Here is a 20310-nt window from a genome sequence, read left to right as displayed (position 1 = left end):
CTCCCGGGCATAGCTGGTCCCCGACCGCGCCGGATCCGGGTCCGGGTCATCCCACGAGCCGACATCCCAACCCCGATCCACGGGGAACCCACCCACCGCGTCAACACCCTCGACCAGCAACTGCCAGAACCCGTCCGGGTCACCCACCCCACCCGGATACCGACACCCCATTCCCACAATCGCCACCGGCTCATCGACACCCACACCGACCACCACCGGCGCGACAGCCACGGCAGCGTTCTTACCAAGCAGCAGGTCCGTCAGATGGTCGGTCAACACCTCCGCACTGGGGTAGTCGAAGACCAGCGTGGCCGGCAGCGACAACCCGGTCGCGGCAGCCAACCGGTTACGCAACTCCACCGCGGTCAACGAGTCGAAGCCGAGTTCACGGAACGCGCTGTCCGGATCAATCGCCGCGGGGTCGGCATGGCCGAGCACGACCGCGGCTTGTGCCCGCACCAGCTCCAAGACTGTCCGCTGGCGTTCCTCGCCCCCCATAGCGGCCAACCTGGCGGCCAGATCCACCCGCATATCGGCGGTGGTCGCCGCCCGACGGGCCGGGCCGCCGGCCAACGCCCGCCACAACGGCGGCACGCCACCGGCCCCGGTACGACGCAGCGCAGGCAGGTCTACCCGCATCGGCACCAGCTGCGGCTGGTCAGTACGTACTGCCGTGTCGAACAGCGCCAAGCCCTGCTCGGAGGAGAGGGGAAGGATGCCGGCGCGTCGCATCCGGTCCAGGTCGACCTCGTCGAGATGCCCGGTCATCGCCGACTGCTGGGCCCACAGCCCCCACGCCAACGACTGCCCGACCAGACCTGCGGTCTGCCGCCGCAGCGCCAAGGCATCCAGGACCGCGTTGGCCGCGGCGTAGTTTCCCTGCCCCGGTGACCCGAGCGTGGCCGCCGCCGACGAATACACCACGAACAACCCGAGATCCGCATCCCGGGTCAGTTCGTGCAGCCACCATGCCGCGTCGGCTTTGGCCCGCAGCACGGTCTCCAGCCGCTGCGGCGTCAACGCCCCGATCACCCCGTCGTCGAGGACTGCGGCGGTGTGCACCACCCCGACCACCGGATGCTCGACCGGCACCCCCGCCAACACCTCAGCCAGAGCGTTCCGGTCAGCGACATCACACGCCGCCACCTGCACCCGTGCGCCCAACCCGGTCAGCTCACCGACCAGTTCCGCCGCCCCGGCCGCGGCCGGGCCGCGCCGGGACAACAGCAACAGGTGCCTGACTCCGTGCGCGGTGACCAGATGCCGGGCCACCAACCCACCCAACACCCCGGTCCCACCAGTGATCACCACCGTGCCACCCGCGTCCAGACCGGCCGGTAGCCGCAGCACCACCTTGCCCACATGACGGGCCGCCTGCAGGTAACGCAGGGCCTGCACGGCCTGGACTGATTCGAACACGCTCACCGGCAGTGGTTGGAGGATGTCCGCGGCGAACATGTCCAGGATCTCGGCCAGCATCTGCCCGATCCGGTCAGCGCCGGCCTCGGACAGGTCAAACGCCTGATACACCACCCCCGGGTGATCCGCGACGACCCGGGCCGGGTCCCGCACATCGGTCTTACCCATCTCCACGAACCGGCCACCACGAGGCAACAGGTCCAGCGACGCGTCCACGAACTCCCCGGCCAAGGCGTTGAGCACCACATCCACCCCCTCCCCACCGGTCACGGCCAGGAAGCTGCGACGGAACTCCAAATCCCGGGACGACGCCAGGTGCGCATCGTCCACACCCATCCCCCGCAAGATGTCCCACTTACCGGCACTGGCAGTGGCGTACACCTGCAACCCCCACGCCTGGGCCAACTGCACCGCAGCCATACCCACCCCACCAGCCGCAGCATGAATCAGGATCCGCTGCCCCGCCCGCACCTCGGCCAGATCCCGCAACGCATAGAACGCGGTCAGAAACACAATCGGCACCGACGCCGCCCGAGTAAACGACCAGCCCCGCGGAACCCGCGCCAAGAGACGATGATCGGTGACCGCCACCGGCCCCAACGCACCGTTGAACATCCCGAACACCCGATCCCCAACCACCACCCCCGACACACCCGCGCCGACCTCAAGCACCACCCCGGCCGCCTCACTACCCATCACCGCAGCCGAATCCGGATACATCCCCAACCCGACCAACACATCCCGGAAATTCAACCCCGCCGCCCGCACCCCAACCCGCACCTGCCCAACCCCCAACGGCGCCACCACCCCCGGACAATCCACCACCGCCAGGTTGTCCAAACTGCCCGGCTCCAACACATCAAGACGCCACGACAACCGCTCAGGACCAGGCAGGAGCAGACGGCCAGTACCGGCCCGGACCAACCGCCGGATGTACAGCCCACCAGCGCGTACCGCGATCTCGGGTTCGCCGCTGTCGAGCACCGCCGTCAGGAGCCTGCCCAGGTCGCTACCCTGGTCGCTGTCGTAGTGGGTGTCATCGTCGAGGTCCAGCAGGACGAACCGATTGGGATGCTCGGACTGCGCGGAACGGACCAAACCCCACACCGCAGCCGCAGCCAAGTCACTACCATCAGTGGCGCCACGAGTGAGCACCACCAACCGGGAACCCTCCGTGGCCGCATCGGCCAGCCATTCCTGGACCCAACCCAACACCAACGCGCTCGCCGCGTGCGTGGCCTCGACAACACCCACCGCATCGTCTGGAGTTGGCAGCTCGGCCACCACGACGGGGGGCAGCTCACCAGCAACCTGCCCATGCCATCCCCAGACCGGTTCGGCAGCCGCCGCCGTGGTGCCAGATTCCGCGTCCGGCAGCGGCACCCACTCCACCGCGAACAACGACTGCGCCGCATCCGGCATCCCGACGGCGAGTTGATCGGTGGTCACCGGCCGCAACACCAGCGAGTCCGCGGTCAACACCGGCTGGCCGGTGGTGTCGAACACCGCCACCGCAACAGCCCCATCGTCGGCCGGTGCCAGCCGAACCCGCAGCGTGGTCGCCCCGGTCGCGTGCAACCGCACCCCACTCCACGTGAACGGCAACACCGCCCCGCCATCGTCGCCGCCGAGCAGCCCGGTCAACCCGATCGGATGCAACGCCGCGTCCAACACCGCCGGATGCAACCCGAACCCGCCAGTCTCGACCTGCTCAGGCAGGGTCACCTCGGCATACACATCCCGCTCGTGACGCCACACCGCCCGCAAACCTTGGAACACCGGCCCGTACACGTACCCGTCGTCGGCCAACCGCTCGTACACGCCGTCCACCGCCACCGGCCGCGCACCGGCCGGCGGCCACTGCCCCAAACCGGACGGCACCCGACCAGCCTCCGGGCTCAACACACCCGTGGCATGCCGAATCCACGAACCCCCCACACCCTCCGCGCCTTCTGGTCGGGAGTACACGTTGACCGGCCGTCGACCATCCTGGCCGGGATCACCGACCCACACCTGCACCTGCACCCCACCCTGCTCCGGCAGCAGCAGCGGGGTCTGCAGCGTCAACTCCTCGACCAGGGCACACCCGACCTGGTCGCCGGCGTACATCACCAACTCGACATACGCCGTGCCCGCCAACAACACCGAACCCAACACCGCATGATCGGCCAACCACGGCTGCGCCGACAACGACAACCGGCCGGTCAACACCACCCCATCCCCATCAGCCAACGACACCGCCGCACGCAACAACGGATGACCAACCGAACCCAACCCCAACACCCGAACATCCCCCACACCGCCAGCCACGGTCTGCGGCCAGAACCGCTGATGCTGGAACGGGTAGGTCGGCAGGGCAACCGTGTGGGTCGGGCCGGTGCCCAGTGCCGGGGTCCAGTCGATGGCGATCCCGGCGACGTGCAGAGCGGCCATTGACCGCAGCCAACGCTCGCGTCCACCGTCGTCACGACGCAGCGTGCCCGCCACCACCAGGCCCTCACCAGCCTGCTCCACCGCCATCGCCAACACCGGATGCGAACTGACCTCCACAAACGTGCGGTAGCCGGCTTCGGTCAGCGTCCCGATCACCTCAGCGAACCGGACCGGGTGCCGCAGATTGCGATACCAGTACTCCCCATCAAGACCAGCGGTATCGACCCGCCCCGCCTCCAGAGTCGAATAGAACGGCACCTGCCCACTGGAGGGCCGCAAACCAGCCAAATCCGTGTACAACCGGTCCTGGATCGCCTCCACCTGCGGCGAATGCGACGCATAATCCACCGCGATCCGACGAACCCCCAACCCCGCATGCGCCCGCACGAACTCCTCACACGCAGCCGTGGTACCAGACACCACCACCTGCGCCGGACCATTAACCGCCGCCACCGACAAATCCCCACCCCACCCGGCAATCAACTCCCGCACCTCGTCCAACGGCGCCGGCACCGACACCATGCCCCCCGACCCCGACAGAGCCGCAATCGCCCGACTCCGCAACACCACCACCCTGGCCCCATCCGCCAACGACAGGCCACCAGCCACACACGCCGCAGCGATCTCACCCTGACTGTGACCCACCACCGCCGCCGGAACCACACCCACCGAACGCCACAACTGCGCCAACGACACCATCACCGCCCACGACACCGGCTGCACCACATCCACCCGACCCAACAACACCGGATCAGCCAACACCTCCCGCAACGACCAACCCACCAACGGCGCCAACACCTCCCCACACCGCACCATCGCCTCCGCGAACACCGGCTCGGCATCCCACAACTCCACCCCCATACCCACCCACTGCGCCCCCTGCCCCGGAAACACAAACACCGCACCCGACCCACCGCTCGCACCCGCCGCCACACCCCGCACCACCGCAGACGAAACATCCACATCCCGCAACCCAGCCAGGAACCCGTCCACCTCCCCAGCCACCACCACCGCCCGATACGCAAACACCGACCGGCCCGCCAACGCCCGCCCCACCACCACCGGATCCACCCCAGGCCGGTCCGCCACAAACCCCGCCAACCGCTGCGCCTGCGCCCGCAACGCCACCTCAGACTTAGCCGACAACAACCACGGCACCACCCCGCCCCCCGGTAGCGGGGCCGGCTCATGACCCAACGCCGGGTCCGGTACGGGATCGGCCTCCTCCAGGATGAGGTGGGCGTTGGTGCCACTGATCCCGAACGACGACACCCCAGCCCGCCGGGGCCGCCCATTGACCGGCCACGGCATGGCCTCGGTCAGCAGACGCACCGACCCAGCCGACCAATCCACATGCGACGACGGCTCGTCCACGTGCAGCGTCCTGGGCATCAAACCGTGCCACATCGCCAGGACCATCTTGATGATCCCAGCAACACCCGCGGCCGCCTGGGTGTGGCCGATGTTCGACTTCACCGACCCCAGCCGCAACGGCTGCCCCGCCGGCCGGTCCTGGCCGTACGCGGCGATCAGCGCCTGCGCCTCGATCGGATCACCCAACGTGGTGCCCGTGCCGTGCGCCTCCACCACATCCACCTCGCCCGGCGACAACCGCGCATTCGCCAAAGCCTGACGGATCACCCGCTGCTGCGACGGACCATTCGGCGCACTCAACCCATTCGACGCGCCATCCTGATTGACCGCGCTGCCCCGCACCACCGCCAACACCCGATGCCCCCGCCGACGAGCATCCGACAACCGCTCCAACACCAACACCCCGACACCCTCACCCCAACCCGTGCCGTCGGCGGCGTCCGCGAACGGCTTACACCGCCCGTCGGCAGCCAACCCGCCCTGCCGGGAAAACTCCACAAACGCGCCCGGCGTGGCCATCACCGTCACACCGCCGGCCAGGGCCATCGAACACTCACCCGAGCGCAACGCCTGCGCCGCCAGATGCACCGCGACCGCTGATGACGAACACGCCGTGTCCACCGACACGGCCGGGCCCTCCAGACCCAGGGTGTACGCCACCCGCCCCGACATGACACTGGCCGCGTTACCGGTCAGGAGGTGTCCCTCGCTGCCGGTCTGCACGTCGCCGATCATGGAGATGTAGTCCTGGCCGCTGGTGCCGACGTACACGCCGGTGTCCGAGCCGCGTAGCCCGGACGGGTCGATCCCGGCCCGCTCCAACGCCTCCCAGGAAACCTCCAACAACAGCCGCTGCTGCGGATCCATCGCCACGGCCTCCCGCGGACTGATCCCGAAGAACCCCGCGTCGAACATCGCGGCCCCGGACAGGAATGTTCCGTACCGGGTCTGCGATCGTTGCCGGCCGGAGTCGTGCAGCGCTGTCAGGTCCCAACCCCGGTCCGCGGGGAATCCCTCCACCGCGTCGACGCCCTCGACCAGCAGCTGCCAGAACCCGTCCGGGTCGTCCACTCCGCCCGGATACCGACACCCCATCCCCACGATCGCCACCGGCTCGTCGACACCCGCACCGACCGCCACCGGCGTAAGGACATCGGTCTGCTCACCAAGCAGTTCCGTCAACACGAACCCGGTCAACACCACCGGTGTCGGATAGTCGAAGACCAGCGTGGCCGGCAACGACAACCCGGTCGCGGCAGCCAACCGGTTACGCAACTCCACCGCGGTCAACGAATCGAGCCCGAGTTCACGGAACGCGCTGTCCGGATCAATCGCCGCGGGGTCGGCATGGCCGAGCACGACCGCGGCTTGTGCCCGCACCAGCTCCAAGACTGTCCGCTGGCGTTCCTCGCCCCCCATAGCGGCCAACCTGGCGGCCAGATCCACCCGCATATCGGCGGTGGTCGCCGCCCGACGGGCCGGGCCGCCGGCCAACGCCCGCCACAACGGCGGCACGCCACCGGCCCCGGTACGACGCAGCGCAGGCAGGTCTACCCGCATCGGCACCAGCTGCGGCTGGTCAGTACGTACTGCCGTGTCGAACAGCGCCAAGCCCTGCTCGGAGGAGAGGGGAAGGATGCCGGCGCGTCGCATCCGGTCCAGGTCGACCTCGTCGAGATGCCCGGTCATCGCCGACTGCTGGGCCCACAGCCCCCACGCCAACGACTGCCCGACCAGACCTGCGGTCTGCCGCCGCAGCGCCAAGGCATCCAGGACCGCGTTGGCCGCGGCGTAGTTTCCCTGCCCCGGTGACCCGAGCGTGGCCGCCGCCGACGAATACACCACGAACAACCCGAGATCCGCATCCCGGGTCAGTTCGTGCAGCCACCATGCCGCGTCGGCTTTGGCCCGCAGCACGGTCTCCAGCCGCTGCGGCGTCAACGCCTCAATCACCCCGTCGTCGAGGACTGCGGCGGTGTGCACCACCCCGACCACCGGATGCTCGACCGGCACCCCCGCCAACACCTCAGCCAGAGCGTTCCGGTCAGCGACATCACACGCCGCCACCTGCACCCGTGCGCCCAACCCGGTCAGCTCACCGACCAGTTCCGCCGCCCCGGCCGCGGCCGGGCCGCGCCGGGACAACAGCAACAGGTGCCTGACTCCGTGCGCGGTGACCAGATGCCGGGCCACCAACCCACCCAACACCCCGGTCCCACCAGTGATCACCACCGTGCCACCCGCGTCCAGACCGGCCGGTAGCCGCAGCACCACCTTGCCCACATGACGGGCCGCCTGCAGATAACGCAAGGCCTGCACGGCCTGGACTGATTCGAACACGCTCACCGGCAGTGGTTGGAGGATGTCCGCGGCGAACATGTCCAGGATCTCGCCCAGCATCTGCCCGATCCGGTCAGCGCCGGCCTCGGACAGGTCAAACGCCTGATACACCACCCCCGGGTGATCCGCGACGACCCGGGCCGGGTCCCGCACATCGGTCTTACCCATCTCCACGAACCGGCCACCACGAGGCAACAGGTCCAGCGACGCGTCCACGAACTCCCCGGCCAAGGCGTTGAGCACCACATCCACCCCCTCCCCACCGGTCACGGCCAGGAAGCTGCGACGGAACTCCAAATCCCGGGACGACGCCAGCTGCGCATCGTCCACACCCATCCCCCGCAAGATGTCCCACTTACCGGCACTGGCAGTGGCGTACACCTGCAACCCCCACGCCTGGGCCAACTGCACCGCAGCCATACCCACCCCACCAGCCGCAGCATGAATCAGGATCCGCTGCCCCGCCCGCACCTCGGCCAGATCCCGCAACGCATAGAACGCGGTCAGAAACACAATCGGCACCGACGCCGCCCGAGTAAACGACCAGCCCCGCGGAACCCGCGCCAAGAGACGATGATCGGTGACCGCCACCGGCCCCAACGCACCGTTGAACATCCCGAACACCCGATCCCCAACCACCACCCCCGACACACCCGCGCCGACCTCAAGCACCACCCCGGCCGCCTCACTACCCATCACCGCAGCCGAATCCGGATACATCCCCAACCCGACCAACACATCCCGGAAATTCAACCCCGCCGCCCGCACCCCAACCCGCACCTGCCCAACCCCCAACGGCGCCACCACCCCCGGACAATCCACCACCGCCAGGTTGTCCAAACTGCCCGGCTCCAACACATCAAGACGCCACGACAATCGCTCAGCGCCGGGCAGGGATAGCCGGCCAGTACCACCGGCTCGGGTCAACCGCCGGGCATACAGGTCACCGGCGCGTACCGCGATCTCCGGCTCGTCACTGTCGAGCACCGCCGTCAGGATCCTGCCTAGTCCGCTGCCGGGGTCGGTGTGATCGTCGAGGTCCAGCAGGATGAACCGATTGGGGTGCTCGGACTGCGCGGAGCGGACCAGACCCCACACCGCAGCCGCAGCCAAGTCACTACCATCAGTGGCGCCACGAGTGAGCACCACCAACCGGGAACCCTCCGTGGCCGCATCCGCCAGCCACTCCTGGATCCAACCCAACACCAACGCGCTCGCCGCGTGCGTGGCCTCGACAACACCCACCGCGTCGCCCGCAGCCGGTAGCTCGGCCACCACCACCGGGGGCAGCTCACCAGCAACCTGCCCATGCCATCCCCAGACCAGTTCGGTAGCCGCCGCCGTGGTGCCAGATTCCGCGTCCGGCAGCGGCACCCACTCCACCGCGAACAGCGACTGCGCCGCATCCGGCATCCCGGCACCCAACTGGTCGGTGGTCACCGGCCGCAACACCAGCGAGTCCGCGGTCAGCACCGGCTGGCCGGTGGTGTCGAACACCGCCACCGCGATACCGCCGTCGTCGGTGGGTGTCAGCCGGACTCGTAGCGTGGTAGCTCCAGTCGCGTGCAGCCGCACCCCGCTCCACGCGAACGGCAACACCGCCTCATCACCGAGAAGTCCGGTCAACCCGATCGGATGCAACGCCGCGTCCAACACCGCCGGATGCAACCCGAACCCGCCAGTCTCGACCTGCTCGGGCAGGGTCACCTCGGCATACACATCCCGCTCGGAACGCCACACCGCCCGCAAACCCTGAAACACCGGCCCATACACGTACCCGCCGTCAGCCAACCGCTCGTACACGCCCTCCACCGCCACCGGCCGCGCACCGGCCGGCGGCCACTGCCCCAACCCGGACGGCACCCGACCAGCCTGCGGGCTCAACACACCCGTGGCATGCCGAATCCACGAACCTTCCGCGCCTTCTGGTCGGGAGTACACGTTGACCGGCCGTCGACCATCCTGGCCGGGATCACCGACCCACACCTGCACCTGCACTGCGCCCTGCTCGGGCAGCACCAACGGGCTCTGGAGCGTCAACTCCTCGACCAGGGCACAGCCCACCTGGTCGCCGGCGTACATCACCAACTCCACATACGCCGTGCCCGCCAACAACACCGAACCCAACACCGCATGATCGGCCAACCACGGCTGCGCCGACAACGACAACCGGCCGGTCAACACCACCCCGTCCCCATCAGCCAACGACACCGCCGCACGTAACAACGGATGATCAGCCGAACCCTGCCCCAAGACCCGAGCGTCCCCTACACCGGCCACCGCCGACTGTGGCCAGAATCGCTGATGCTGGAACGGGTAGGTCGGCAGTTCCACAGCCCGCCGACCGGCGGTCGTGTCGAGTAGTGTCGGCCAGTTCACGGTCCCGCCGTGTACGTGGACACCGGCGACCGCGGTCAGTAGTGTCTCCGGCTCGTCCCGCTCAGCTCGCAGCGCGGGCAGCCACACGTCCGTGTCGGGGTCGGCCATCGAGGTCAGCGTGCCGTCCGGTCCCAGCTCGAGGAAGACACCCACGCCCTGCTCACGCAGCGCGTTCACCGCGTCGTCGTAGCGCACCGTCTGGCGGACATGCGCCAGCCAATATCCCGGCTCGGTCACGTCCGCACCCGGCGTGCCCGACACCACCGGAATGGTCGGCTCCCGCCACACCACCCCGCCCAACACGTCGGCGAACTCGGCCAACATCGGCTCCATCAACGGCGAATGGAACGCGTGACTGACCCGCAACCGCCGCGCCTTACCACCGGCGTCTCGCCACCGCTGCGCCAGGTCCAACACCACGTCCCGGTCACCGGAGATCACCGTCGAGCGGGGGCCGTTGACCGCCGCCACCCCCACCAGATCGGTGTGCCCCGCGATCAGGTCGTGGGCTTCGGCGTCGCTGGCGGTCAACGCCACCATGGCCCCACCAGCAGGAAGCGCCTGCATCAGACGACCCCGCGCAGCCACCACCGCCACCGCATCAGCCAAATCCCACACCCCCGCCACATGAGCCGCACTCAACTCACCAATCGAATGCCCCGCCACACACTGCGGCACCACCCCCCACGAACCAACCAACCGGAACAACGCCACCTGCACCGCGAACAACCCCGCCTGCGCATACACCGTCTGATCCAACAACCGCGCCTCGCCCGCAACCACCTCCCGCAACGACCGCTCCAAATGCTGGTCGAAGAACGCGCAGACCTCATCGAACGCCTCAGCGAACACCGGATACGCCTCATACAGACCCAGACCCATCCCAACCCGCTGGCTACCCTGCCCCGAAAACACCACCGCCAACCGACCAGACCCAGCGATCCCGGCAACCACCCCCGGCGCCTCGACACCGGAGGCCAGCGCCTGTAGCCCGTCCATGAACGCCGACCGGTGCTGGCCGAGCACCACACCCCGGTAGGGGAACTCGGTCGCCCGGCTGTCCACCAACGCCCGCCCCACCGCAATCGACCCGACCTCGGACCGGTCGGCCACGAACCCCGCCAACCGCTGCGCCTGCGCCCGCAACGCCACCTCAGACTTAGCCGACAACAACCACGGCACCACCCCACCCGACAGCGGGACCGCCGGCGACTGTTGGCCCAGTTCGGCCGGTGTGTCCTGCGGCGGTTCGAACGGTTCGGCGTCTTCCGGGATCTCGAGCGGTTCGGGTTCTTCGAGGATGAGGTGGGCGTTGGTGCCGCTGATACCGAACGACGACACCCCAGCCCGTCGTGGCCGCCCGTTGACCGGCCACGGCGTGGCCTCGGTCAGCAGCTGCACCGAGCCAGCCGACCAGTCCACATGTGTCGACGGGGGGTCCACGTGCAGCGTCCTGGGCATCAAGCCGTGCCGCATCGCCAGGACCATCTTGATGATCCCGGCGACGCCCGCGGCTGCCTGGGTGTGGCCGATGTTCGACTTCACCGACCCCAGCCGCAGCGGCTGATCCGCCGGCCGGTCCTGGCCGTACGCGGCGATCAGCGCCTGCGCCTCGATCGGGTCACCCAGCGTGGTGCCTGTGCCGTGCGCCTCCACCACATCCACCTCGCCCGGCGACAACCGCGCATTCGCCAACGCCTGACGGATCACCCGCTGCTGCGACGGACCATTCGGCGCACTCAACCCATTCGACGCGCCATCCTGATTGACCGCGCTGCCCCGCACCACCGCCAACACCTGATGCCCCCGCCGGCGGGCATCGGACAGTCGTTCCAGCACCACAATTCCGACACCCTCACCCCAACCCGTACCGTCAGCCGCATCCGCGAACGGTTTGCACCGCCCATCGGCAGCCAACCCACCCTGCCGGGAAAACTCCACAAACGCGCCCGGGGTAGCCATCACCGTCACGCCGCCGGCCAGGGCCATCGAACACTCACCCGACCGCAACGCCTGCGCCGCCAAATGCACCGCCACCAGGGACGACGAACACGCCGTATCCACCGACACCGCCGGGCCCTCCAAGCCCAGGGTGTACGCCACCCGCCCCGACATGACACTCGCCGCGTTACCGGTCAGGAGATGCCCCTCACTGCCGGTCTGCGCGTCACCAATCATCGAGACGTAGTCCTGACCGTTCGTGCCCACATACACGCCGGTGTCCGAGCCGCGTAGCCCGGACGGGTCGATCCCGGCCCGCTCCAACGCCTCCCAGGAAACCTCCAACAACAACCGCTGCTGCGGATCCATCGCCACAGCCTCCCGCGGACTGATCCCGAAGAACCCCGCATCGAACAACGCCGCACCAGCCAGGAACCCACCCTCCCGGACGTAACTGGTTCCCGACCGAGCCGGATCCGGGTCATACCCCGCATCCCAACCCCGATCGATGGGGAAGCCACCCACCGCGTCGACGCCCTCGACCAGCAACTGCCAGAACCCGTCCGGGTCGTCCACTCCACCCGGGTATCGACACCCGATCCCGACAATCGCCACCGGTTCGTCGATATCCGCGCGGGCCGCTACTGGCGTGGCGGCTGCGGCAGTGTTGTTGCCCAGCAGCAGGTCCGTCAGATGGTCGGTCAACACCTGGGCACTGGGGTAGTCGAGGACCAGTGTGGTTGGTAGCGGCAGTCCGGTGGCGGTGGCCAACCGGTTGCGTAGTTCTACCGCGGTGAGTGAGTCGAAGCCGAGTTCGCGGAATGCCCGGTCGGGTGGGATTGCTTGGGCGCTGTCGTGGCCGAGGGCGGTGGCCGCGTGGGCGCGTACCAGTTCGAGGATCTTCTGCTGGCGTTGCGGGCCGGTCAACGTCCGCAGTTCGGTGGCCAGTGCTGAATCGTCGGATGGCCCGGGTTCAGCGTCGGTGATGGCGGTCTGTGCCTCGGGTAGGCCGGCTAGTAGCGCACTCGGGCGTGCGGAGGTGAACGCTCGGGTGAACTGGGTCCAGTCCACGTCAGCGACGGCGAGGAAGCCTTCACCCTGACCGACCGCCTCGGCCAGGGCCTGCACCGCCCGCTGCGGATCCATGCCGCGTACTCCACGCCGCTGCAACTGTGTGGTGTCAGCCTGCTCGGCCATTCCCTCGCCGGCCCACAAGCCCCACGCCACACTGGTCACCGGCCGTCCCAGGGCACGCTGCTGAGCGGCGTAGGCGTCCAGGAACGCGTTCGCGGCCGCGTACACCCCCTGCCCGCCGCTACCCCACACACCGGCGTTCGAGGAGAACAACACCATCGCGTCCAACCGGTGCTCAGACCCCTCGACCAACAACTCGTGCAGGTTACGGATACCCGCGACCTTCGCCGCCAAGATCTGCTCCGCCACCCCCGGGTCGGTGTCGTCGATGGACGCGAGCTGACCGATCCCGGCGGCATGGACCACCGCATCCACCGGCCCCACTCCGCTCAGGGCCGCGGCCAACCCGTCACGATCCGCCACATCACAACCCCGCACACTGACCCGGACCCGATCTCCAGCGGTCAGCTCATCAACCAGCTCGACCACACCCGGCCCGTCCACGCCCCGGCGGGACGTCAACACCACATGTTCTGCGCCATTGCGGGCCACCCAGCGAGCCACGTGCGCGCCCAATCCACCGGTACCACCAGTGACCAGCACCGTGCCCTGAGGCTGCCACACCCGCGGTGACTCCTCCGCCCGGGCACGCACCAACCTGCGCCCATACACACCACTCGCACGCACCGCGACCTGATCCTGACCACTCCACCCGGCCAGCACCGCGGCACAACGACGCGCCACCGCAGCCGCGTCTCGCGACGCCTCAGGCCACACCACCGGCAGATCCACCAGACCACCCCACCGGCGGGGATACTCCAACGCCGCGACCACACCCAAACCCCACGCCTGAGCCTGCACCGGATCAGCAGGAGCGTCGAACCGACCCGTGCCCACCGCGCCACGAGTGAGGACCCACACCCGCCCCGCGTCGCTACCCGTGTCGATGTCGTGTAGACCCTGCAGCAACGCCAACAGCTCCTGCACCGGCGCCCGACCGGGTAGGAACACCACCCCACCCCACCCGGCCCTGTCGGGCCCGGCCACCACCGCCCGCAACGCCGCAGCCACCCCCACCCGGGTGCCGTCAACAGCTACCCGCACCACCCGCGCGCCATGCCCGACCAAGACCTGCTCGACCCGCCCGACCCACCCCGACCCGACCTCATCAGCCGCCAGATCCGCGCCATACACCACAAGCCAGCTACCGTTCAGCGCCGCTTCAGGACCACCGGTCAACGGCTCCCACACAACCCGATACCGCCACGTGTCAATCAGCCGCCGATCCTGACGAGCCCGCTGCCACGCCACCAACCCCGGCAAAACCATAGCCACACCCTGCTCATCCACCCCCCAAGCAGAAGCCAAAGCCGCCACATCACCCCGCTGCACCACCTGCCAAAACTCCGCATCAAACCCACCATCGCCACCCCGCACCGACACACCCCGCAACGCCGGCCAGAACCGCTGATGCTGAAACGGGTAGGTAGGCAACTCAGCCCGCAGCGCGATGGCCCCGCCCACCGCCACGCCCACGCCCGTGGCCTCAGCCGGACCGGCACTCGTGACAAGTAGTGTCGGCCAGTCCACCGCCGCGCCGTGCGCGTGGATACCAGCGACCGCGGTCAGTAGTGTCTGCGGCTCGTCCCGTTCGGCGCGCATCGCTGGCAGCCACACCCCTGCATCCGGGGTATCGGTGTCTGCCATCGAGGTCAGGGTGCCGTCCGGGCCGAGTTCGAGGAAGACATCCACGCCGTGCTCGCGTAGCGCGGTCACCGCGTCGTGGTACCGCACCGTTTGGCGGGTGTGTGTCAGCCAGTATTCGGGTTGGGTCACGTCTGCGTCGGGGGTGCCGGAGACCACCGGGATGGTCGGCTCCCGCCAGGCCACCTCGGTCAGCACGTGGGCGAAGTCGGCCAGCATCGGTTCCATCAACGGCGAGTGGAACGCGTGACTGACCCGCAGCTGCCGGGCCTTGCCGCCGGCGTCTCGCCACTGTTGTGCCAGGTCCAACACCACGGTCTGGTCACCGGAGATCACCGTGGAGCGGGGACCGTTGACCGCCGCCACCCCCACCAGATCGGTGTGCCCGGCAATCAACTCCTGCGCTTCAGTGTCACTGGCGGTCAACGCCACCATGGCGCCACCAGCAGGAAGCGCCTGCATTAACCGGCCCCGCGCGGCCACCACCGCCACCGCATCGGCAAGATCCCACACCCCGGCCACATGCGCCGCGCTCAACTCACCAATCGAATGCCCCGCCAGACACTGCGGAACCACCCCCCACGAGCCGAGCAACCGGTACAGGGCCACCTGTACCGCGAACAGCCCTGCCTGGGTGTACATCGTCTGGTCCAGCAGCTGCGGCTCACCCGCGACCACGTCCCGCAACGACCGCTCGAGATGCTGGTCAAAGGACGCGCAAACCTGATCGAACACTTCAGCGAACACCGGATACGCCTCGTACAGGCCCAGGCCCATCCCGAGGCGCTGGCTACCCTGCCCGGAAAACACCACCGCCAGCCGACCGGCCCCAGCGACTCCGGTCACCACCCCCGACGCCTGACCACCGGAGGCAAGCGCCCGCAACCCATCCATCAACACCGACCGCTGCTGACCGAGGACCACCGCCCGGTGCGTGAACACCGACCGGCCCGCCAACCCGCGCCCCACCGCGACCGGCTCGGCCTCGGGCCGGTCGGTCAGGAACCCGGCCAGCCGCTGCGCCTGCGCCCGCAACGCGACCTCGGACTTAGCCGACAGCAGCCACGGCACCACCCCACCGGGCAGCGGGACCGGTTCATGACCCGATTCCTGGTCCGAGGCCGCCGGGTCAGCCGGTGTGTCCCGCGGCGACTCGAACGGTTCGGTCTCGTCCGGGATTTCGAGCGGTTCGGGTTCTTGCAGGATGAGGTGGGCGTTGGTGCCGCTGATCCCGAACGACGACACCCCAGCTCGTCGTGGCCGGCCGTTACCTGGCCACGATGTGGCCTCGGTCAGTAGTTGCACCGAGCCAGCCGACCAGTCCACATGTGTGGACGGGGTGTCCACGTGCAGTGTCTTGGGCATCAGCCCGTGCCGCATGGCGAGGACCATCTTGATGATCCCGGCGACGCCGGCGGCTGCCTGGGTGTGGCCGATGTTCGACTTCACCGACCCCAGGCGCAACGGCTGCCCCGCCGGCCGGTCCTGGCCGTAGGCGGCGATCAGCGCCTGCGCCTCGATCGGGTCACCCAGCGTGGTGCCTGTGCCGTGCGCCTCCACCACATCCACCTCGCCCGGCGACAACCGCGCGTTCGCCAAAGCCTGACGGATCACCCGCTGCTGCGACGGCCCGTTCGGGGCGCTCAACCCGTTGGAGGCGCCGTCCTGGTTGACCGCGCTGCCGCGCACCACCGCCAACACCTGATGCCCCCGCCTGCGGGCATCGGACAGTCGTTCCAGCACCAGGATTCCGACACCCTCACCCCAACCTGTGCCGTCGGCGGCGTCCGCGAACGGTTTGCACCGCCCGTCGGCAGCCAACCCGCCCTGCCGGGAAAACTCCACGAACGCGCCCGGTGTGGCCATCACTGTCACGCCGCCGGCCAGGGCCATCGAACACTCACCCGACCGCAACGCCTGCGCCGCCAAATGCACCGCGACCAGGGACGACGAACACGCCGTGTCCACCGACACCGCCGGGCCCTCCAACCCCAGCGTGTACGCCACCCGCCCTGATGCCACACTTGCGCTGGTCCCGGTCAGCGTGTATCCCTCGGTCTCGGCCGGGCTCGCCGCCAACTGCATGGCGTAGTCGTGGTACATGAGGCCCACGTACACGCCGGTGTCCGACCCACGTAGCCCGGACGGGTCGATCCCGGCCCGCTCCAACGCCTCCCAGGAAACCTCCAACAACAACCGCTGCTGCGGATCCATCGCCATGGCTTCCCGCGGACTGATCCCGAAGAATCCCGCGTCGAACATGCCGGCCTCGGGGAGGAACGTTCCGTACCGGGTCTGCGAGCGTTGCCGGCCGGAGTCGTGCAGCGCTGTCAGGTCCCAACCCCGGTCCGTGGGGAACTCACCCACCGCGTCGACGCCCTCGACCAGCAACTGCCAGAACCCGTCCGGGTCATCCACCCCACCCGGATACCGACATCCCATCCCCACGATCGCTACCGGCTCGTCGAGCGCGGTGTCCACAGCGACCGGTTCGGTTGCCGGCTCAGACAGCCCATCCAACCGACGCTGGAGGTACTCCCGCAGCTTCACGGGGGTGGGATAGTTGAACAGCAGGGTGGTCGGCAGCCGCAGCCCTGTCACCGCGGCGAGTCGGTCACACATCTTGATGGCGGCGTACGAGTCGAAGCCCTGCTCCCTGAAGCTCCGGTCAGCGTCGACATCCTGCGGCCCCGCATGACCAAGCACGGCGGCCGCATGAATACGGATCAGGTCAAGCAGCTGCCACCCGCCGCCGGCCACCGGCTCGACTCTCACACCGGCTTCGCCAGGACCGTCCCGCCTCGCGGAACGTTCGGTCTCGGCAGGGCCAAACGCAGCCGCGCTGATGTCACGGCGCTCGACCGCGTCCTGGGCTTGGCCGATCGAGGCGACACTGGAACCAAGAGGCTCAGCCAGCGTGTCCGCAAACCAGTGGCGCTGACGCTGAAACGGGTACGTGGGCAGCGGCACGCGCCGGGGCACGTCACCAGCAAAAGTCGGGGTCCAGTCGATGGTGACACCAGCCACGTGCAGAGCGGCCATCGACCGTAGCCAACGCTCGCGTCCACCGTCGTCACGACGCAGCGTGCCCGCCACCACCAGGCCCTCACCGGCCTGCTCCACCGCCATCGCCAACACCGGATGCGAACTGACCTCCACAAACGTGCGGTAGCCGGCTTCGGTCAGCGTCCCGATCACCTCAGCGAACCGGACCGGGTGCCGCAGATTGCGATACCAGTACTCCCCATCAAGACCAGCGGTATCGACCCGCCCCGCCTCCAGAGTCGAATAGAACGGCACCTGCCCACTGGAGGGTTGTAGATCGGCCAGATCGGTGCGCAGCCGGTCCTGGATCGCCTCCACCTGCGGCGAATGCGACGCATAATCCACCGCGATCCGACGAACCCCCAACCCCGCATGCGCCCGCACGAACTCCTCACACGCAGCCGTGGTACCAGACACCACCACCTGCGCCGGACCATTGACCGCCGCCACCGACAGGTCCCCACCCCACCCGCCGATCAACTCCCGCACCTCGTCCAACGGCGCCGGCACCGACACCATGCCCCCCGACCCCGACAACGCCGCAATCGCCCGACTCCGCAACACCACCACCCGCGCCCCATCAGCCAGAGACAAGCCACCAGCCACACACGCCGCAGCGATCTCACCCTGACTGTGACCCACCACCGCCGCCGGAACCACACCCACCGAACGCCACAACTGCGCCAACGACACCATCACCGCCCACGACACCGGCTGCACCACATCCACCCGACCCAACAACACCGGATCAGCCAACACCTCCCGCAACGACCAACCCACCAACGGCGCCAACACCTCCCCACACCGCACCATCGCCTCCGCGAACACCGGCTCGGCATCCCACAGCGCCACCCCCATACCCACCCACTGCGCCCCCTGCCCCGGAAACACAAACACCGCACCCGACCCACCCACACCCGCCGCCACACCACGCACCACCGCAGACGAAACATCCACATCCCGCAACCCGGCCGGGTCCTGCAAGCCGGCCAGGTCCTGCAACCCGGTCAGGAGGCCGTCCACATCCGCGGCCACCACCACCGCCCGGTGCGCGAACACCGACCGGGCGGTGGCCAGAGTCCAGGCCACATCCCGGACCGGGATCTCCGGCTGCTCGGTCACGAACGCCCGTAACCTGACCGCCTGCTCACCCAACGCACGGGCCGTTCTCGCCGACAGCGGCAGTGCCAACGGCGCCGACCCCGCCGGTCCGTCGAGCGTGACGCTTTGCCCAGCCTCACCGTCGGCGACCTCGCTGACGACGACGTGGCAGTTGGCGCCGCCCATGCCGAACGAACTGACGCCCGCGACCAGCAGCCGGCCAGGGTCCGGCCATCCCGCGGTCTGCGTCTGCACGTGCAGGTTCTGTTCCTCCAGCCGAACCCCCGGACTCGCCTGCCGGAAGTTCAAGCTGGCCGGAATCTGACGATGACGAATCGCCAAGATCACCTTGAGGAGTCCGGCGATACCCGCAGCACCCTCAAGATGGCCGATGTTCGTCTTGACCGAGCCCACCCACAGTGGACCGCGTGCACGGCGGGGCCTGCCAACGGCCGCACCCAACGCGGCCGCCTCGATCGGATCACCAACCCTCGTGCCGGTGCCGTGCAGCTCGACATACTGAACATCCGCCGCCCGTACGCCTGCGCGTTCATGCGCGAACCGAATGACCTCCTCCTGCGCGGAGGCACTAGGAACCGTCAGACCCTCGCTCACCCCATCGTGGTTGACAGCACTGCCGCGAATCACGCAATACACGTGGTCACCATCGGCCATCGCCTGCCGCAACGGCTTCAGGACAACGACCCCGCCACCCTCACCGCGCACGAACCCGTTGGCCCGCGCATCAAACGTGAAACAGCGGCCATCCGGCGACAACGCCCCGAACCTCGACAACTCAACAGCAGCCTCCGCGCTGAGATTCAGAAGAACCCCGCCGACAATCGCGCTGGAACACTCGCCGCGACGCAGACTCTCACACGCCAGATGAACAGCGACAAGCGACGACGACTGAGCGGTATCGACCGTGATGCTCGGCCCCGTCAACCCGAACGCATACGACACCCGGTTAGCGATCATGCCACGCTGCAGACCAGTAGTACTGTGCTCAGTTATCGCCTCCACCCCGTACCGACGCGACAGAGTGGCGTAGTCATCCTTATTCGCACCGATGAACACCCCGACACGGGCACCCCTGACACGCTCCGGCACCACGCCGGCGTCCTCAAGCGCCTCCCAACCCAACTCAAGCGCCAACCGCTGCTGCGGATCAACAGCAGCAGCCTCCCGCGGCGAAATCCCGAAAAAACCCGCATCAAACTGATCAACCCCGTCAAGGAAGCCCCCATACCCCGCACCCAGGGCCGGACCACCCGGATCGAACGCAGCGACGCCCCACCGATCAGCAGGAGTGGACGTGATCGCATCCAGTCCATCGCGTAACAGGGTCCAGAATGCTGCCGGACCAGCGGCGCGTGGCAGACGGCACGACACACCAATAACGGCAATCGCACTATCCTGGTCTCGGGAGATCTCAGACAT

General features: G+C 68.6%; 1 protein-coding gene (running past one end of the window). It reads right to left on the bottom strand.

The features are described 5' to 3' along the window. On the bottom strand, positions 1–20310 hold the 5' portion of the coding sequence (locus tag TPA0908_RS20250; RefSeq protein WP_281940191.1) for a type I polyketide synthase. 6210 nt of this gene lie to the left of the window's left edge; only the first 20310 of its 26520 coding nucleotides appear in the window; its start codon is at positions 20308–20310; its stop codon lies off the left edge, out of view.

Source organism: Micromonospora sp. AKA38 (assembly GCF_027925725.1).
Taxonomy (GTDB): domain Bacteria; phylum Actinomycetota; class Actinomycetes; order Mycobacteriales; family Micromonosporaceae; genus Micromonospora.
Note: the sequence above shows the minus strand (reverse complement) of the source record. Positions and strands in the feature narration are given on the sequence as shown.